Origin of the sequence: Paenibacillus sp. FSL R5-0473 (genome assembly GCF_038004565.1) — a bacterium.
GTDB lineage: Bacteria > Bacillota > Bacilli > Paenibacillales > Paenibacillaceae > Paenibacillus > Paenibacillus amylolyticus.
Genome location: NZ_JBBORL010000001.1, coordinates 680,974 through 697,661 on the forward strand (window position 1 = coordinate 680,974; position 16,688 = coordinate 697,661).

22 protein-coding genes are annotated in these 16,688 nt (G+C 43.8%); 20 read left to right on the forward strand and 2 right to left on the reverse strand.

Features of this window, described 5'->3' with window-relative positions; genetic code table 11:
* Window positions 1–22 precede the first annotated feature (22 nt).
* Complete coding sequence (mgtE, locus tag MKY28_RS03095) at window positions 23–1,393, reverse strand: magnesium transporter (protein ID WP_340934813.1); 1,371 nt, start codon at window positions 1,391–1,393, stop codon at window positions 23–25.
* A 190-nt stretch (window positions 1,394–1,583) separates the two neighbouring features.
* Here mgtE and MKY28_RS03100 point away from each other — a divergent pair, with 190 nt between their 5' ends.
* The 11 genes from MKY28_RS03100 to MKY28_RS03150 all read left to right on the forward strand — a co-directional run bounded on the left by MKY28_RS03100 (window position 1,584) and on the right by MKY28_RS03150 (window position 8,682).
* A complete protein-coding gene (locus MKY28_RS03100) occupies window positions 1,584–2,288 on the forward strand; it encodes a DNA alkylation repair protein (RefSeq protein ID WP_340934815.1) in 705 nt (234 codons plus the stop codon).
* A 42-nt stretch (window positions 2,289–2,330) separates the two neighbouring features.
* Window positions 2,331–2,885, forward strand: coding sequence for a methylated-DNA--[protein]-cysteine S-methyltransferase (locus tag MKY28_RS03105; protein ID WP_340934817.1), 555 nt, complete (start codon window positions 2,331–2,333; stop codon window positions 2,883–2,885).
* Window positions 2,886–3,101: 216 nt separating this feature from the next.
* A complete protein-coding gene (locus MKY28_RS03110) occupies window positions 3,102–4,331 on the forward strand; it encodes an amidohydrolase (RefSeq protein ID WP_340934820.1) in 1,230 nt (409 codons plus the stop codon).
* Window positions 4,332–4,459: 128 nt separating this feature from the next.
* Window positions 4,460–4,870, forward strand: a complete 411-nt coding sequence (locus tag MKY28_RS03115) for a GNAT family N-acetyltransferase (protein WP_340934822.1) — start codon at window positions 4,460–4,462, stop codon at window positions 4,868–4,870.
* 32 nt (window positions 4,871–4,902) lie between these two features.
* A complete protein-coding gene (locus tag MKY28_RS03120; RefSeq protein ID WP_340937811.1) occupies window positions 4,903–5,352 on the forward strand; it encodes a GNAT family N-acetyltransferase in 450 nt (149 codons plus the stop codon).
* Between the two features lie 17 nt (window positions 5,353–5,369).
* Complete coding sequence (locus MKY28_RS03125; RefSeq protein WP_340934824.1) at window positions 5,370–5,798, forward strand: GNAT family N-acetyltransferase; 429 nt, start codon at window positions 5,370–5,372, stop codon at window positions 5,796–5,798.
* 41 nt (window positions 5,799–5,839) lie between these two features.
* On the forward strand, window positions 5,840–6,541 hold the full coding sequence (locus tag MKY28_RS03130) for a DUF1361 domain-containing protein (RefSeq protein ID WP_340934825.1): 702 nt from the start codon (window positions 5,840–5,842) through the stop codon (window positions 6,539–6,541).
* A 39-nt stretch (window positions 6,542–6,580) separates the two neighbouring features.
* Entirely contained in the window at window positions 6,581–7,210 is a 630-nt protein-coding gene (locus tag MKY28_RS03135) for a hypothetical protein (protein ID WP_340934827.1), read from the forward strand.
* Window positions 7,207–7,446: a hypothetical protein gene (locus MKY28_RS03140; protein WP_340934829.1), complete on the forward strand. Its 240-nt coding sequence runs from the start codon at window positions 7,207–7,209 to the stop codon at window positions 7,444–7,446. The genes MKY28_RS03135 and MKY28_RS03140 overlap by 4 nt, the downstream gene beginning before the upstream one ends.
* Window positions 7,447–7,484: 38 nt before the next feature.
* Window positions 7,485–8,429 carry a GNAT family N-acetyltransferase gene (locus MKY28_RS03145; RefSeq protein WP_340934830.1) on the forward strand — a complete coding sequence of 315 codons (945 nt, stop codon included), beginning with the start codon at window positions 7,485–7,487 and terminating at the stop codon, window positions 8,427–8,429.
* A 28-nt stretch (window positions 8,430–8,457) separates the two neighbouring features.
* Window positions 8,458–8,682 carry a hypothetical protein gene (locus tag MKY28_RS03150; protein ID WP_340934831.1) on the forward strand — a complete coding sequence of 75 codons (225 nt, stop codon included), beginning with the start codon at window positions 8,458–8,460 and terminating at the stop codon, window positions 8,680–8,682.
* A 110-nt stretch (window positions 8,683–8,792) separates the two neighbouring features.
* On the opposite strand, the gene MKY28_RS03155 is transcribed toward MKY28_RS03150, so the two are convergent.
* Window positions 8,793–9,695, reverse strand: coding sequence for an ArsR/SmtB family transcription factor (locus MKY28_RS03155; protein WP_340934832.1), 903 nt, complete (start codon window positions 9,693–9,695; stop codon window positions 8,793–8,795).
* A 180-nt stretch (window positions 9,696–9,875) separates the two neighbouring features.
* On the opposite strand from MKY28_RS03155, the gene MKY28_RS03160 reads away from it, so the two are divergent.
* The 9 genes from MKY28_RS03160 (at window position 9,876) to MKY28_RS03200 (ending at window position 16,604) form a co-directional block, all read left to right on the forward strand.
* A complete protein-coding gene (locus tag MKY28_RS03160) occupies window positions 9,876–11,366 on the forward strand; it encodes a glycoside hydrolase family 43 protein (protein WP_340934834.1) in 1,491 nt (496 codons plus the stop codon).
* A gap of 71 nt (window positions 11,367–11,437) precedes the next feature.
* On the forward strand, window positions 11,438–12,037 hold the full coding sequence (locus MKY28_RS03165) for a hypothetical protein (RefSeq protein WP_340934835.1): 600 nt from the start codon (window positions 11,438–11,440) through the stop codon (window positions 12,035–12,037).
* Between the two features lie 100 nt (window positions 12,038–12,137).
* On the forward strand, window positions 12,138–12,683 hold the full coding sequence (locus MKY28_RS03170; protein WP_340934837.1) for a GrpB family protein: 546 nt from the start codon (window positions 12,138–12,140) through the stop codon (window positions 12,681–12,683).
* 41 nt (window positions 12,684–12,724) lie between these two features.
* On the forward strand, window positions 12,725–13,147 hold the full coding sequence (locus tag MKY28_RS03175; protein ID WP_340934838.1) for a hypothetical protein: 423 nt from the start codon (window positions 12,725–12,727) through the stop codon (window positions 13,145–13,147).
* A 30-nt stretch (window positions 13,148–13,177) separates the two neighbouring features.
* Window positions 13,178–13,699, forward strand: coding sequence for a cysteine hydrolase family protein (locus tag MKY28_RS03180; protein WP_340934840.1), 522 nt, complete (start codon window positions 13,178–13,180; stop codon window positions 13,697–13,699).
* A 137-nt stretch (window positions 13,700–13,836) separates the two neighbouring features.
* Window positions 13,837–14,181 carry a hypothetical protein gene (locus MKY28_RS03185; RefSeq protein WP_340934842.1) on the forward strand — a complete coding sequence of 115 codons (345 nt, stop codon included), beginning with the start codon at window positions 13,837–13,839 and terminating at the stop codon, window positions 14,179–14,181.
* A gap of 566 nt (window positions 14,182–14,747) precedes the next feature.
* Window positions 14,748–15,227 (forward strand): DinB family protein, encoded by a 480-nt coding sequence (locus MKY28_RS03190; RefSeq protein WP_340018188.1) that lies wholly within the window; start codon window positions 14,748–14,750, stop codon window positions 15,225–15,227.
* Window positions 15,228–15,269: 42 nt separating this feature from the next.
* Window positions 15,270–15,698, forward strand: coding sequence for a GNAT family N-acetyltransferase (locus tag MKY28_RS03195; RefSeq protein ID WP_180361841.1), 429 nt, complete (start codon window positions 15,270–15,272; stop codon window positions 15,696–15,698).
* 33 nt (window positions 15,699–15,731) lie between these two features.
* The gene (locus tag MKY28_RS03200) at window positions 15,732–16,604 is read left to right on the forward strand and encodes an aminoglycoside phosphotransferase family protein (protein ID WP_340934843.1); all 873 of its coding nucleotides are present in this window, start codon (window positions 15,732–15,734) and stop codon (window positions 16,602–16,604) included.
* Window positions 16,605–16,688 lie beyond the last annotated feature (84 nt).

The window sequence follows — 16,688 nt, forward strand, 5'->3', positions numbered from 1 at the left end:
TTTTGCTGTATGCACAACTTATTTACATTAAGGCATCGAGGAAACGTGTGGCGATGCCAAAATAGATAAACAGGGACAAGATATCATTCAATGTGGTGATTAACGGGCCAGAGGCAACAGCCGGATCGACTTTGAAACGACTAAGCAGAAGCGGGATGCATGTACCGGTCAGTGTACCAATGACAAGAGTGAGGAACAGAGATACCCCAATAATGGCACCCAGCAGCCAGTCCCCTTGCCAGAAATAAGCGATGACAGTAATCAGCAATCCACATACCAAGCCAATCATTATGCCTACCTTGATCTCCCGACCAATCAGTGCGAGTACGGTGGCTTTGTCGAGTTTGCGTCCGATCAGTCCGCGTACCACAACAGCCAGAGACTGCGTTCCTGTGTTACCGGTCATACCTGCGATCATCGGCATGAAAAATGCCAATTCCACAACCTGATTGAGTGTATCCTCAAAGAAATCCACAATACTTCCCGAGATTAGACCAATCAATAGAAGCAAGATGAGCCAGGGAAGCCTGCGTCTGACGGCCACGAGTGGTTTGGTATCAAAGTCGATATCCTTGCTACCGCCCCCCATCTTGGCCAAATCTTCACTGGCTTCATCCATAATAATATCGATGACATCATCCATCTGAATGATACCGCATAATCTGTGATTTTCATCCACCACCGGAAGTGCAATAAACTCATAACGCTGTAGAAGCTGTGCTGCTTCTTCCTGGTCCATATCTACCGTTGCATGGATCACCCGCCGGGTCATCAGTTCTTCAACCTGGGTCTTATCGTCAGCCAAGGCAAGGGATCGATAACTCACGACACCGACCAGTTTGCCTTCATTATCGGTTACATAGAGATAACTGGAGGCTGAGATATGCATGGTACCTTGCGATTGTCGTAAGGCTTCCTTGGCTGTCTCATGAGCGAGCAGGGTCCGATATTGATCTGTCATGATGCGTCCTGCCGTTTCCGGCGGGTAATTAAGCACGGATCGGATAATGGCAGAGTGATCCAGATTCATATTGGACAGCAATTCTTCTCTGCGTTTGGCGGGCAAATCGTGCATGAACCGAATCAGATCACTTTTGTCCATCTGCTGCATGACTTCAAGTGTTCGTTCCGGCCCAAGTCGTTCAAACAGTTGAATCTGTTCGTGTAGCTTCAAGGTCTCGGCGAGATCCGCCAGAGCATCAGGTTTGAACAGGAGCAGAAACCGATTGGTTTCTGCTTCAGGGAACTTTTTATATACAAGTGAGAGGTCGTAGGGATGCAGTTCTTTCACCAATTTATAGAAATCGGGAAGGTTCCGGGATTGTACATGTTGCACGAGTTGTTCGGTGATCTCCTCCACGGAGAAATCTTTCTTGGTATGAGGTACGTTCATATCGACACTCCTTTCTATTCAGTCAGCTTCATATTTTTAAACGAAATGGGTTGGGAATTAAACAAATGGAGAAAAAATGAGAGTCCCAAAATGATATTGTAATCTTGCTCAAACATTCGATATGGGCTTACAAACAGCCACTTCAAGGATATACTTGTTGTACAGCAACAGACGAGGAGGACATGCGCTAGTGGAAGTAGATATCAGAACACAATTGCTCAGCATGGTTGAGCCGGAGTATCAAAAATTCTCGGCCGCACTTATTCCCAACATCACGAATGTACTTGGTGTAAGGTTGCCAGCCTTACGAAAAATTGCCAAGCAGCTTGCCGCAGGGGACTGGCGCACGTATCTGGAAACGGCAGAGGATGAATATTTTGAAGAAGTGATGTTGCAAGCGATGGTCATTGGGCATGTACAGGCTGATCTGGACGAACTGTTAAAGGCTATTGAAACATTTGTACCGAAGATTGACAACTGGTCGGTGTGTGACAGCTTCTGTGCGGGACTGAAATATACGAAGGTCCATTCGGAGTCCATGTGGGCGTTCTTGCAGCCGTATCTGAGATCAGATCAGGAATATGAAATCCGGTTTGGTGTGGTAATGCTGTTGAATTTTTATCTGAATGAGCGATATATCGATCAGGTTCTATCTGCATTGGATCAGATTAGGCACGAGGCGTATTATGTGAAAATGGCAGTTGCTTGGGCCATCTCAATGGCTTATGTGAAACAACCTGAAGTGACCATACGTTATCTGCACCATAATAGCCTGGACGATTTTACGTATAATAAGGTACTTCAGAAAATCACGGAATCTTATCGTGTTGATCCAGAGAGCAAGCAAATGATCCGCAGTATGAAACGTAAGGTGAAGAAGCAGATTACCTCCTAGTTCTAGCATTAAGCATTCCACCAGGGAGAGGGCGGTAAACGAATGAGAAAAAAGTTGATGTATACCACGATGCAGTTGGACGGTCGTCCATGGGTGCTACTCGCTACGGAACAGGGATTGTGCCGAGTGGTCATGCCAAACGAAACATTGGAAGATTGGAACGGCTGGATACAGAAAGTTGCACCTGGCGTGGAACTGGAAGAGAACGAGGATGCTCTGAAACAAACAGGTATGATGGACTGGTTGCTGTCCTATTTTGCAGGAGAACCCATGGCTTATACAGATGCGATCCCACTGGACTTGATCGGAACGAACTTCCAGCAGGAGGTATGGAGAGAGCTAGGGCGTGTGCCTTATGGTGAAATTCGGACCTATGGTGATATAGCTGTTACAATTGGCAGACCTTCGGCTGTGCGAGCAGTTGGGGCTGCCAATGGGGCCAATCCAATTCCGGTTCTGTTACCATGCCACCGCATTATTGGGGCTAATCGCAAGCTGACCGGGTTCCGTGGAGGCCTGGAGATGAAGCGCAGACTGCTGGATATCGAACAGATTGGAGGCGTGACCGATGGAGGGCATGCGCGGTTTCATTTTTAATAGACTCACGTAATCAAGAAGATTAAGGTGAGTGGACGGGGCAGGCACGTATTGTGCCTGTTTTTTTACATGTATTAAGGTAGAGTAATACAAACGTTCCGCATATGGAACACCAACGTTTTACGTATTTTTGCCCTGTGAAACCGTATGGTACCATGGATCATAGATCAATCGGTATCCGGGGGACGTAATGCCGGGTAAGAAAAGAGGGATGACATGATAAAGCAGGCTTATTGGTTAACAAACGTGACTGTGGAGCGGAGTTATGTTCGGGAGGGAGAACAGGTGATGGGGACACGGACAAGCCCCGCTCATCTGCGGATTAAAGATGGAGTGATCGCGGAGATTGTGGAAGGAAACAACCCGTTATCTAGGGATCTACCACAAGTAGATGGCAAGGGACTTCTGCTGTTGCCTTCGTTCGAGGAGGCACATATTCATCTGGATAAAACTTACTACGATGGGCCGTGGACAGCCGTTAAGCGTATCTCCAGTATTTTCGAACGTATTGAAGAAGAGAAGGTTCTGTTGCCCAAGTTGTTACCAGATGCCAAGCGTCAAGCGGAGAGTATTCTGACCTTGATCCAGGGGTACGGCTCCACTCATGTTCGTAGTCATTGCAATATTGAACCCGTCAGTGGCTTGAAAAGACTGGAAGCGACGCGGCAGGCTCTGGAATCATTTTCGGGCAAAATCGCTTCGGAGATTGTGGCTTTCCCGCAGCATGGACTGCTTCGCTCCCATTCAGTGGAGCTTATGGGCCAAGCGATGAAGGAAGGTGCAACGCATGTGGGCGGACTTGATCCTCATACGGTGGACGAACAGATCGAGAAATCACTGAACGCCATGGTTGAACTGGCTGTTCAGCACCAGGCGGGCATTGATATACATCTGCATGATGGCGGGCAGGCTGGCAAACAAACGCTGTTGGAACTCGCAAATCTGACCGAAGCAGCAGGGCTTCAGGGTAAAGTTACGGTAAGTCATGCGTTCTGGTTCGCCCGCGCAGAGCACCAGGAAGCAGAAGACATGGCGCAGCGAATGGCCTCGCTTGGGATGAGCATTGCTTCCACGGTGCCTATTGGCAGAATGATGATGCCTCTTCCCATGCTCCACCGTATGGGTGTGAACGTGAAGCTGGCCACAGACAGCCTGACGGATCATTGGTCTCCTTTTGGCAATGGGGATATGCTTGAGAAAGCGGGACGATTCGCAGAACTGTACGGATATAGCGACGAACTGTCCTTGTCTCAATCTTTGGCATGGGTAACAGGCGGGATTACACCGCTGGATTCACAAGGGGAACAAGTCTGGCCGAAGGTAGGCGACACCGCGAGTTTTGTATTGGTGCATGCGAGTTGTTCGGCGGAAGCTGTTGCGCGACGATCTGCGCGGCAGGCCGTATGGTACAAGGGGCAATTGGTCAGTGGATCAACAGCGGATTGAGGAAAATAGAGCGGGTGCAGCCACGGGAAACCGTGGTTTTTTGGCATGGGAGAAAAGGAGGAAAGAACTGTTCGCATATACCACATTTTGGGTTATGATGGACGTAGTTAATGAAGGGAGTATTACAAATGAAGATTGAGTATGCAACGGAAGCTGACTACGACTACATCATTGAAAGAGATCGGCATATCCATCAGCCACTTGTGAAAACGAAGATTAGTGAGAAAGAAATATTCATCCTGTGGGACGAGGACGAGGGATCAAGAGTTGGATGGATGAGGTACGGTTACTTTTGGGACAACCTTCCCTTCATGAATATGATCTGGATTGATGAACCCTATCGAAACGGCGGATATGGCAAAGAAGTGGTGCATCACTGGGAAAATTTAATGAAGCAACAAGGCTTTGATACGGTGATGACTTCAACACAATCAGACGAACATGCCCAACATTTCTATCGAAAGCTGGGGTATGTTGATGCAGGGGCTCTGTTGTTGGATACACAACCTTTGGAGATTATATTGATCAAGAAAATTTAGTAAGTAAGCTGCAAGGAGAGAGGATTGTGGGTATGGAGCAAGTGACGTTACAACCTATAACCAAAGAAAATGAACTTGAGTGCATCCATCTTAAACCACGGGAAGATCAGCTGGATTTGGTTGCAAGCAATACGGATTCATTGATTCATGCAACGAAGGAGATTACGTCCAAACCATACGGTATTTTGGCAGAGGATCAGATGGTTGGTTTTATTTTATTTGATAACGAGATCTACAATGACGGGTATTACTGGATTCTGCGCTTCATGATTGATGAGAAGTACCAGGGGAAGGGTTACGGCAAACTTGCTATTCAAGAAGTGGTTCGTATGTTGCAAGAGAGAAGTGACTGCCAGCAAATCAGGGTATCCCATGTTCCACATAACATTGCGGCAAATGCGCTGTATAAACGTTGCGGATTTCAGGACACGGGTGAATTAGAGGACAACGGTGATATCATTTTAAGTTATCAAGTGAGGTAACAGGGAGGGGAAGCTTGATGATAAGAGAGGCAGAAGCTAGGGATGCAGCGGTTATTGAAAGGCTGTATAAAGAATTATTGCCGAACAACTTAAACACGAAGGTACTGGCAGAACGGATTGAAGAGGTTCGGAATAACCCAAACAGTTTCTTGTTTGTGTATGAACTGGGTGATCAGGTGATCGGCACGGCTCATTTACATATTTGTCTGGATGCTTTGGTGGAAAATAGACCATTCGGCGTGGTTGAGCGGGTTATCATTACGGAACATGTGCAGAGCAAGGGATATGGATCTGAATTGATGAAACATATAGAGCATGTATGTGAGCAGAAAAATTGTGTGAAGGTGTTTCTTACAAGCGGATCATCCAGAAACGAAGCACATCACTTTTATACGAAATTGGGGTACAACGGAGAATCAAGCAAGGCATTTAAAAAGTATTTATAACTTATAACATTCATCAAGGAAAAGGAAGTAGAAGCAAAGAAATGAAAGATAACAAACATCCGGTTCAAGATCTCCGACTCATCGTTACCTTGCTCGTGGCTACTTTATGTTGTCTAGGTATTGTGATGTATTTACGTGCCCAATCAGATACAAATATGTATCGATTTTTAAGTTGGGACATGTTCCTGGCATGGGTACCCTTCATCATCTCATCCTGCATTAGATACATATTCAATAAGAAATTAACCACAACGAGCATGATATGTATGGGGCTGATGTGTGGAGTATGGCTCTTTTTTCTGCCCAATGCGGCCTACCTTTTTACGGAGATTCTGCATTCATTCAGATATTTTGATGCTCAAGGGGAGGTTAGATTTTGGGTTAATATTGAATTTTGGTATGGACTCACCCTGACGTTTGCCGTAGCGATCATCGGATTGCTGCTCTCGACTTGTTCGATCATTCAAATCCACGGAATGTTAAACAAATTAGTAAATAAGTACATTAGTATGATGGTTGTCGGTGTTATTTTGCTATTGAGCAGTATAGGGGTCTACATTGGTAGATTTAATCGGTGGAATTCGTGGGATATATTATCCCGACCTGGGAAGATCTTCGTGGATCTTGTGAATGATTTTAATGCAGCGAAGAGCATAATGGTTGAGTTTGTTGTCATTGTATTTGCGGTTCAACTTTTTGGATACGTTATTATATCCTTGCTAACCGCAAGGTCGGGCAACTAATTATTCCATTTGAAAGGGTAAAGGAGGCAATATCAGACGATGGGTAATCTTAATTTTATCGATAAACTTCCTCACATTAGTGAATGCAAACAGATTCTAAAGGCAGCAGCTATGCTGGATGCCATTTTGATGCCGGAATGGGAGTACAGGTATTACTCGTATAATTCCCAGTGGGACACGAATGAGCAAATGGCATCCATGAGAGATGGGCAAGGAGATCATTATTTTGCAATATTCAGTCCGAATGGGCTGATTATTAAAGGCTTTGATAAAGAGTATACACTTCAGCATAAGGTTGATAGGAGTGAGGTGGTAAAAAGCGTTCCAGAAGCATTTAATACTTTTGTGGTAGAGCCGGCATTTGTAATGGATCAGACGACGTTCTGTATCTGGAGTGTGGCGGATCAGGAAGGGTGGTCTGCGGGCACGGAGCTTGGGGATCATGAATACGAACTGTTAGAGATTTTGGTAGGCGGCGCGAAATATTATCATGCTTGGGCACAGGATTACTACGAGATAGGGTTGGATATCAAACTGGTTGAACAGGTATTTGATATGAAGCCGATCGATGAGGTCTTACTACAGCAATTAAATGATGAACTGAAATTAAGTGATATCGAAGGTGAAATTGCAGAAATTGGATACCCGGATAAGGATATGAAGGTATGAAGGCGATAACCCAAGAAATCACGGAAGAATTGTTGGCTGTGATGGATATGTACCAAAGAATCGCGCGGCAATTGATCGACCAACTGATATTGGAAACCGATCAGCCTGATCGGGCGGAAATTCTCGAAGGTGCGTACCATTTGCTGACCAATGCGGATGTAATCCACGGAGAAGAAGAATTAACGGGAAATTGGTATTTTGATGTTCACGGGGTGGCGTATAGAAAAATGATTTGATTGCTTGCCATTTAATTAAAACTGAGGAGGAATTACATATGGGTTTAACTGAGTGGTCTACAGATATTCTTCAATATGATCTGTCGGATGAATATTCGATTCGCAAAGCTGATTTTGCTGAATGGGGATTATATTGCACGGTTTATTATGATATGCGTTATGTCGGATTTTTCAGAGAAGAAGAGTTTAGTTCTTCCAAGATCAGTGCGTACTGGATTTACAAGGGGGAAAGCAAAATAGGTGGCGTGAGAATGGAGCCTAACCGGATGTATCATTTGTTTTTTGTCCCGCCATTCCAGCAGTGCTTTGATGTATTGAAGCTTCTGAAGCATAAATTATTACAGTGGTCGGATCGCACGAAACGCATTCTGACCTTTGAGATTCTTCCAGACCAAGTCGATCTATATGCAAGAGCTGGATTCTGGCCAGTGGAGTTCAGATGTCGCTGGATGCAGCGGCCTACAGATCATTTTGAAATCGAATGGGACAGCAGGGTAACCGTGAAGAGTCCAGAGATTATTGAAAGTGAAACCGGCACCAAGAAATATGTGAATGAAGATGAAATTGCTCAATGTGACCTGGAGAGTTTTGCAGGAAGTCTTGAAGCTACACGAAGAAAACATACCACTCTTGCAGATTTTATACCAAGTGATGACCCTAATTATACCAATGAAATTCTGACCCAAGCGTCCACGCTTGTATACGACAAGGAAACGGGACAGCTTATTGCAAATTGTCGCTTGTGCTTGCAAGATAATCAGGCTGCTGTGTATAGCATAGGTGTTCGTCCGGCATATAGAGGAAGAGGGCTTGCTACACTGATGTTACAGAGAGCATTAAATGAACTTAAAGGTAAGTATCCCGTGCTGCGATTGTATGTTATGCAAGGAAATGATGCGGAGTCCGTGTATCTGAATCTGGGCTTTATTCCGGGTGTGCAGGAGATTCAAACGATGTATATTCCTGAGGAGGAATCACAATGAAGGTTGCCATCTATTTTGAAGGCATTCCATGGCAAACAGTTGGAGAGAGAGGATAGTGAACGTTCGTAGCAATGTGCTGCTACTTTGGAAAGGAGAGATGTACTTGGGAATGATCATTATGTTGGTGGTGTATCTGTTCCTCGGTATTTATGTTGTGAAAGTTGGAATAGATAACTCCAAAAATAGCCAGCACACCAAAGAAATATTATCAGAGTTAAGGGAGATTAAGGAACTGTTAAAAGAGCAAAGGTAAGGATTGATTAGGCTTGTGCTTTAAAATTTGCTAAGGAGCAGCATTTTTGGGTGCCTCCCTCTCCTGTAGGTCAGGAAAGGGAGGATTCTTGTGCAGCACAGCTAGCCACTTTAACCCAATACACGAATAACAATATCCTGATCATGATTACCAAAACCAGCACCATAGATCGTTAATCCCCCTACATTGGGGCTTTCCTCGTCAACTGTAAAGCGAAGCGTCCAGAACGGTTCGCTAAGCTTAATATCCGCGAGAGTAACGTCTGACATCTGCTCACCATCCATATAGGTACCGTAGGCATCAATACGAATAGTCTTCAACAATCCATACTGATTTACATTACGATGCCACCATTCCGGCGTATATTTGCCGCGTGCTGCTCTGCCAAAGTCGGCAGGGCTTGTCCACGTTCCAAGAGAAATGCCATTGAAGGTGAAACGAATATCGGAAGGCCAATGATCCCGTAAACCCGGAGCTTCAGACGCCAGTTCCATCGATATTTCAATAGCATCGGTTGTCTGGTCGGGAAGTACAAAGTTAGGTGTTTTATATTCTACATAACCTTTCCCAAACCACAGGATAGCGGCGTGTACCCGCTCAGGATCAAGGAAGTAACGTGGATCGTCCCATACGCCGATTTCTTTCTCGAGTGTTCCTAGACCACTGGTAGGGTGAATATCAAAAGCAGTGTAGTGTCCAACGGCTATCGTCTGTTCTCTGGTTCGTGAAGTTTGGCTTGGGGATGGCAGCTCGATCTCAATCTGATTTTGCTTGAGGTAACATAATTTGTGCGTCCCTCCGTTGATCCGAACTCGTCTGCTGCCAATTAGACCCGCATCCTCCAGTTTGCGAATATGCATCGTGACAATGGAGGGGCTAAGCTCTAATACTGCGGCAATATCCTTCACATTCATTTCGCGATCTGCAATCATATCCATGATTCTCCATCTGACTTCGCTTGCAAGCGCCTCATATAAAGGAAGGAACTGGGGCTCCCCATTTGCTTTGATCATCTGTACAACTCCCTATCCTCAATCTTCTAAAATCACATATATATTAATTTAATAAAATTAACTCCAAGATGCAATTCAGATTCATTGCAAGTTTACACCCGATGGTGTTTAATTTTTGTAGTTGTTACAAAGTTGAATTCTTATATTTGTGAATTTTATGATAAGAGATGGAGTGGAGTAATGAAATACAATAACCCTATTGTGAAAGGTTTTTATCCAGACCCTAGTGTGATTAAGGTGCACGATACCTACTATATGGTGTGCAGTTCTTTTCAATATTTTCCGTGCGTACCGCTCTTTGAAAGCAAGGATCTGCTGAATTGGAAGCAGATTGGTCACTGCCTGACTCGTAAAAGCCAGATTCAGCTCGAGACGGTGAACAGCTCCGGGGGTGTATTTGCCCCAACCATCAGGCACAATAACGGGCGTTTTTATATGGTCACAACGAATGATACGACGCATCAGAATTTCTATGTCTGGACGGACGATATTTACGGAGAATGGTCTGAGCCTATTTATGTGGATCAAGGCGGGATTGATCCCGATTTGTATTTTGAAGATGGAAAAACCTTGTTTATGAGTAACGGGGTGGATGATGAAGGCGTTGGCGGAATTGTTCAGTGCGAGCTTGAGATTGAAACTGGCCGCAAACTTAGCCCAAGTCGTTCGATATGGAACGGAACAGGTGGACGATATCTGGAAAGTCCGCATCTCTATAAAATGAACGGTTATTATTACCTGCTTGCAGCTGAAGGCGGCACCGAATATGGTCACATGGTAACGTATGCCCGGGGAACTTCATCCTCAGGACCGTTCGAAGCCTATGCGCACAATCCGGTTCTAACCAACCGTAATCTGGGTGGGTATGAGCTCCAGGGTGTCGGGCATGGTGATCTGGTTCAGGATGATCTGGGGAACTGGTGGCTTTTCCACTTGGGATTCCGACAGATCGGCAGATGGGCTACGTACCATCATTTGGGCCGAGAAGTATTTTTGACTCCGATTACGTTTGATGAAGACGGATGGTTTACAGCCGGGCATGAAGGCACAACACTGACGAGTTTTGAGACCAATCGTATCCCGGATACGGTGATCCAGCAGGATAAGAAGAATTATACGTTTGAAAATACAGACTGGAACCTCGACTGGTGTTATCTTCGTCATCCAAATACAGAGCATTATCAGCTTGAATCAGATAAGCTTACGCTAACAGGAACCGATGTAACGCTGGACGTTCCAGCATCCCCAACGTTCATTGGGCTACGTCAAAAAGACTTTAATGCAACAATTTCAGTTGATATTAGTCTGATGAGTGGAGAAGCCGGTATCACGATCTACATGGATGAGAATCATCATTATGAAGTGGCTATTCGTCAGGAGCAGGACGGCTATAAGGTGATCGAGCGTCTAAACATCGGTGATATCAAATCGAGAGAACATGAAGTGGATCTGGGAAATAAACAGCATGCAACGCTGGTGATCCGCTCAAACCAAGAACGCTACAGTTTCCTGTTTCAAACAGATGGTGAAGAGATTCTGCTAGGCACGGCACAGACGAGATACCTATCCTCGGAGGTGGCAGGAGGTTTTACAGGCGTACTCATTGGGTTATACGCGAGTGGGCAAGATACTTCAGCTGAGTTTACAAATTTCAAGTGTGATTATCATTAAGAAGTTAAGGGAAGGGCCTAAGGGTCCTTCTCTTTTTTGAAATTTGTGTCAAAATATAGATATATTAATAAATGCCAATAGAAGAGAGTGATTTAAACTTGCAAGTACATTATAAAATGCCAGAATCCTTAGTAGACATCGTTCGAATAGATAAGAAATTACGTGAACAACATGTTGGAACCATCGACGATTATATGGGTTTTTATATTAGTTTTAACAATGATGATGATAGATACTATTGTACGCCAGATGATGCCATCATGTTTGGAAGAACAGGGGCAGATGGTGACCATTTTGCTTTTTTCACGTTCAACAGATCCATTAGTGATTTGGAAGAAGCGCCTATTATCTTTATTCAACCTACGGCATTTGGGAATCAAGTAACGTTAGTGGCCAGAAACCTTAAGGATTTTATAGCATTATTTATTAATCTTAAAGAAATTTATGTGTTGGAAAGATTTCGGTTTTATAAGAATAAATTAGATTTTACGAATGACTATAACGATAATTATATGGAAGATATAAAGATGCGAGAGAGTGATAATCATTTAATTATTGAACTGCTAAAGGAGAATATAAAAGGGATAACAGAAATTGATGATGTGTACGAATATATGATTGAATCCCAAAAACAAATAGAACTCGGAATAAATAATGATGACTTCGGATGATCTCTCTATTGAATCTTTAAAATAGTCTACATGTAACAAAAGGTTAAAAGAACGTGTTATTTAATTATATAGTTTGATTGGATAACCAAGGAGGAGTTATATGGAGGATCAATGGAGAATCGCAAAGTATGACCCGGCATGGCGTGATTTGTTTCTCGAAACGGGTTCGAAATTAAGAGAAGCGTTAGGAGAAAAGGCCGTGCGGATTGACCATGTTGGGTCCACTTCAATTGTGGGAATAGATGCGAAACCCATCATAGATATACAAATATCTGTTTCCCAGTATGAAAATCTGTTGGACTACAAACATGAGATCGAAACAGTCGGATTTGTATTCAGAGCAGAAAATCCAGATAAGACTAAACGTTACTTTCGTGAAGAACCCGGAAACAGAAGGATACATATACACGTTAGACAGGTAGGCAGTTTCTCCGAGCAGATGACCTTGCTGTTCAGAGACTATTTAAGGGAGCATCCAGAAGATTGTTTGAAATATGCAGAAGAAAAGCACAGACTCATGTCATTGTATAAAGATCAGCGTCCCAAATATGTTGAAGGAAAAGGACCAATGGTGTGGAGCATATTACAGAGAGCACATCGTTGGTCTCAAGAAATCGGATGGCAGCCGGCAAAATCTGACGCATGAGCACATCCAATGAATAGAGATAACTGTATTGGAGTGATGAGATGAACATGGGAAGAAAGCTGATAACAACCGCTCTAACCATCATTTGTTTTACTTTGGCTGCAAGTCTCATATCGATGAATGAATCCTACAGTTTTGATTTTTACATTCTTATTTATCTGATATACGCGACTCCCTTGATCCTGTTGATCGGGCTACCTTTATCGATATTGCTAGACTATCTGCTCAGCCGAATACAATTCCCTAATCATGTGTTGTATCTAAGTACGAGGATATTAGGCTATGCATGCGCTGGAGTTCTAGGTATGTATATTTATTATGTGGTCATGGGCGCAGGAGAAGCAATCTTGGATTTCAAAGAGACATTAGTTCTGACCTTATTTGGCGTTCTTGCCGCTATCCTATTTGTATTGATTGATATGGGATTGGAAGTTTTGTTAAAGGTACGAAGAAAAAAGAGTTGAATTAAATTGATTTGTCAGGAGGAAAGCAAAATGACAACGCATTGTGCACTTCTAATCATTGACGTACAGGTAGCGATGTTTGATGAAGCAGATCCCGTATATCAGGGGGAACGATTGCTTCAGAAGATCCAGGTGTTAATTGCCAGGGCCCGTGAAGCAGGGCATTCCATCATATATATCCAACACTGCGAAGGGCCAGGCAGTCCACTGGAACGAGGAACACTGGGGTGGGACATCCATCCGTCCATTGCACCTAGTGCTGGTGACCTCGTTATCGAAAAAGAGACACCGGATTCGTTTCACAAAACCGATCTGCATCTGAAATTGCAAGAAGATGGCGTGACGGAGTTGATTCTCGCGGGTATGCAAACTGAGGTATGTGTAGACACGACTTGCCGCAGAGCGTTCAGTCTGGGTTACACGGTCAATCTGGTTCAAGATGCGCACAGCACATGGAATTCAAAGACGCTTCAAGCAGAGCAGATCATTGCACATCACAATACGGTACTGAGATTGTTTGCCAACGTGGTGGATATGGAGAATGCGCTGTAATGCTAGGAAAACGTAGGCGATTCTGGTTTTTCATAGGTGCGGCAATCCTGTTTTTGTATTTTCTAATCACGAGTAACCCTGATCCAAATAAGCCGATTTCGAGAAATCAAGTGATAAGCACAGAGATGAGCATAGTTGTGTACACTAGGACAGGCGACGGTGGAGCACACGTTAGCATTGACAATGTTACGTTAAGTAAAGAAGACATTAGCCGTATAGTCGGCTGGCTGAATGCAGCCCCGGAATCAGCCAAAATACCAGTAGATGATGTCACAGGAAGCATTAGTGCGGGAATTGCTTTGAAATTAAAGCATAACGCTAAAGTTACGATTCAATACAATCGGAAACAGATTATTGTAACCAGAAAAAGCAGATTTAATAGAAGTTCGAGATATATAGTTGATCAAAAGGACTTAAGAGACTTTATGGATCAAAAGTTGAAAGGCACGTATTTTGGTAAAGATCCCAATAAGGATGAATGAGGAGGAGAGGTATTGACGATTAACAAAAGAATAATGAATCTATCAGCCTGGCTTGCTGTATTAGCCATCCTATGTATTCCTGGAACTTTACATACTGAAGATGGACCGCTCCGAACAGAGTATGGTTTCCCGCTCCGATTTTTTACGGATTATCATTATGCTAATTCTGAGGGAACTATCTGGTTTATATCGGGCATCTATTTAAATGTACTTCTATATTTGTTCAATGTTCTGTTTATTTATGCAGGAATTCATGTAATCTTGTATATAAAAAAGAAAATAACTAAATAAATTGAACTGAATATTTACACGAAACGGAGAGGACAGAAAAAAACTGAAGAAGCGAAGTGTTCGCCTAATAGCTTTCTGAAAGAAAGCTGCATCGGAAGCATAGGCTTATCCCCGGAGTTTCCCATTATAAAATGAATCAAAAAACTCTGGGGATAACAGCGATCGGAAGGTTGTTCTGTCATCGGAGTGGTAAGTGTAAACATTCGGAGGATACCTTTGCCCATACAGAATTGATCGAATCTCTATGAAAAACATCGATAAAGGGGAATATACCAATGGAAACATTCTTTCGTTATAACTGGATGGTGCGTGAGCAATGGTATGTGTGGTGTGAAGATGTACCGCTTGAAGAATTGCTTCGGCCTCGCACGGGCGGAGTAGGCAACATATTACAAACATTATTTCATATCATTGATGTAGAGTGGAGCTGGCTTCAGTTGCTACAGGGCAAACCGGATGATGCAGAAGATTTTGCAAACTACCAGAATCTTGAGGCGGTAAGGAGACTCGATCGCAAGTTACGTCCTGATGTGGAGGCATTTGTTAGAGCCTGGGATTCGAGTATGGAAAAAAGAGCTTATATTGATCATCGCTCAGCTGGCAAGGCCAGTACAGATTCATGGGGAGAAATTATGCGACATGTGATCGCCCATGAGATTCACCATATGGGTCAGCTGTCGGTATGGGCCAGAGAATTGGGCAAACAGCCAGTATCCGCCAATGTCATTGGCAAAGGCCTGATTATACCTGACTAACAGGGAGAGAGCGGCATGACATGAATGAACGGAGGAGAAGTGATGATTCATTGCAGGAAAGCTACGATTCAGGATGGCGAAGTGATGAGCCAATTATCCCATCAACTGGGTTATGTCAGCACAACTGAAGAAATCAAGGAGAGACTAACTCTTCTCTCTTCCTTACCAGACCATTATGTATGTGTAGCTGAGATTGATTCGAGGGTCGTAGGCTGGGGCCATGTACAGGGAAGACATTCCATTGAGAGTCCATCTTTTGCCGAGATCGGTGGACTAGTTGTGGATGGGATTCATCAAGGGATGGGGATTGGTAAGATAATCATGAGCGAATGCGAGGAATGGGCTCGGGTTAACGGCTTTGATAAGATTCGGGTACGTTGTAACGGAAAAAGGGAATCTGCACATCGGTTTTATATAGCTATCGGTTATGAAGAGAAGAAATGGCAGAAGGTATTTGATAAACGATTATAATCTAATCTTGTGTATCATGGAAGGAGGGGAACGATGACGATTCAACTTAGCCAGGTGAATTGGGTAGAACTGGATGAACGTATTCAGCAGGTGATTAAACAGGAGTATCAGATCATTCCCTTGTCACCTGGACTAGAAGCAACTGTGATGAAAATCGAAATGGGAGATCAGCGGTACGTCTTGAAAGTCTGGGACAAGGATTCTAAACCGGATATCGCCAAACAATATCGACTATTGTCCAAGCTTTATCAAAGTGGAATTCGTGTTTCCAAACCCTACGGTTGGGGATTAGACGAGCAAGAGAATCAAGTGCTGTTAACGAGCTATGATGGAGAGCGGATTACCCAATTAACACAAACCAAACTGGCACATTTGGCTGAGCGATTAATGGAGGTCCATCGTTATCCGGTGAATGAAGTGGGTACTGGAGAAGATGAAGAATACATATTCAGGTACGATTTTGTTCAATACTTTTTTCCTCAAATTGAGTTACATGACGATATAAATGATCTTCTGGCAAACTTGATCCAGCAGGTCCAGATCAGACAGGATCGCTTGATTCATGGCGATTATAATCTGGGAAACATTCTTGAGATGGACGACCATTACACCATCATCGATTGGACTAATGGGCAGTATGGTGACCCAAGGTACGATATGGCATGGTCTGTGTTTCTGATCACGATCTATAATGGGGAAAGTTATGGTGAGATGTATCACGCTCAATTTGCACGTTCTGCAAGTTATACGTACACGCTGGAAGAGGAGCAGGTTTTTGAAGCTGTAGCTTGTCTTCGCTGGATTCTGTTAAAGCGCGTTGGGGATGTACCCATGGGGCCAAATGTAATGCAACGGGTGCACAACATGGCTGTCCATAATTCATATTTGCATGAGAATCTGCTGTAATCGTAATACGAGGATATACAATGACGACAGTATACGACTAAGTAATAGAAAGACCACTTTTTTTAAATAAAATAAACAGCCAGT

Excerpts from the sequence above, each read along its gene's own strand:
- MKY28_RS03160 (WP_340934834.1), top strand. The coding sequence starts at position 9,876 with ATGAAATACAATAACCCTATTGTGAAAGGTTTTTATCCAGACCCTAGT.
- MKY28_RS03120 (WP_340937811.1), top strand. The coding sequence starts at position 4,903 with ATGGAGCAAGTGACGTTACAACCTATAACCAAAGAAAATGAACTTGAG.
- MKY28_RS03150 (WP_340934831.1), top strand. The coding sequence starts at position 8,458 with ATGGCAAACAGTTGGAGAGAGAGGATAGTGAACGTTCGTAGCAATGTG.
- MKY28_RS03165 (WP_340934835.1), top strand. The coding sequence starts at position 11,438 with ATGCCAATAGAAGAGAGTGATTTAAACTTGCAAGTACATTATAAAATG.
- MKY28_RS03125 (WP_340934824.1), top strand. The coding sequence starts at position 5,370 with ATGATAAGAGAGGCAGAAGCTAGGGATGCAGCGGTTATTGAAAGGCTG.
- MKY28_RS03140 (WP_340934829.1), top strand. The coding sequence starts at position 7,207 with ATGAAGGCGATAACCCAAGAAATCACGGAAGAATTGTTGGCTGTGATG.
- MKY28_RS03175 (WP_340934838.1), top strand. The coding sequence starts at position 12,725 with ATGAACATGGGAAGAAAGCTGATAACAACCGCTCTAACCATCATTTGT.
- MKY28_RS03110 (WP_340934820.1), top strand. The coding sequence starts at position 3,102 with ATGATAAAGCAGGCTTATTGGTTAACAAACGTGACTGTGGAGCGGAGT.
- mgtE (WP_340934813.1), bottom strand. The coding sequence starts at position 1,393 with ATGAACGTACCTCATACCAAGAAAGATTTCTCCGTGGAGGAGATCACC.
- MKY28_RS03190 (WP_340018188.1), top strand. The coding sequence starts at position 14,748 with ATGGAAACATTCTTTCGTTATAACTGGATGGTGCGTGAGCAATGGTAT.
- MKY28_RS03115 (WP_340934822.1), top strand. The coding sequence starts at position 4,460 with ATGAAGATTGAGTATGCAACGGAAGCTGACTACGACTACATCATTGAA.
- MKY28_RS03105 (WP_340934817.1), top strand. The coding sequence starts at position 2,331 with ATGAGAAAAAAGTTGATGTATACCACGATGCAGTTGGACGGTCGTCCA.
- MKY28_RS03155 (WP_340934832.1), bottom strand. The coding sequence starts at position 9,695 with ATGATCAAAGCAAATGGGGAGCCCCAGTTCCTTCCTTTATATGAGGCG.
- MKY28_RS03135 (WP_340934827.1), top strand. The coding sequence starts at position 6,581 with ATGGGTAATCTTAATTTTATCGATAAACTTCCTCACATTAGTGAATGC.
- MKY28_RS03180 (WP_340934840.1), top strand. The coding sequence starts at position 13,178 with ATGACAACGCATTGTGCACTTCTAATCATTGACGTACAGGTAGCGATG.
- MKY28_RS03200 (WP_340934843.1), top strand. The coding sequence starts at position 15,732 with ATGACGATTCAACTTAGCCAGGTGAATTGGGTAGAACTGGATGAACGT.
- MKY28_RS03145 (WP_340934830.1), top strand. The coding sequence starts at position 7,485 with ATGGGTTTAACTGAGTGGTCTACAGATATTCTTCAATATGATCTGTCG.
- MKY28_RS03170 (WP_340934837.1), top strand. The coding sequence starts at position 12,138 with ATGGAGGATCAATGGAGAATCGCAAAGTATGACCCGGCATGGCGTGAT.
- MKY28_RS03130 (WP_340934825.1), top strand. The coding sequence starts at position 5,840 with ATGAAAGATAACAAACATCCGGTTCAAGATCTCCGACTCATCGTTACC.
- MKY28_RS03195 (WP_180361841.1), top strand. The coding sequence starts at position 15,270 with ATGATTCATTGCAGGAAAGCTACGATTCAGGATGGCGAAGTGATGAGC.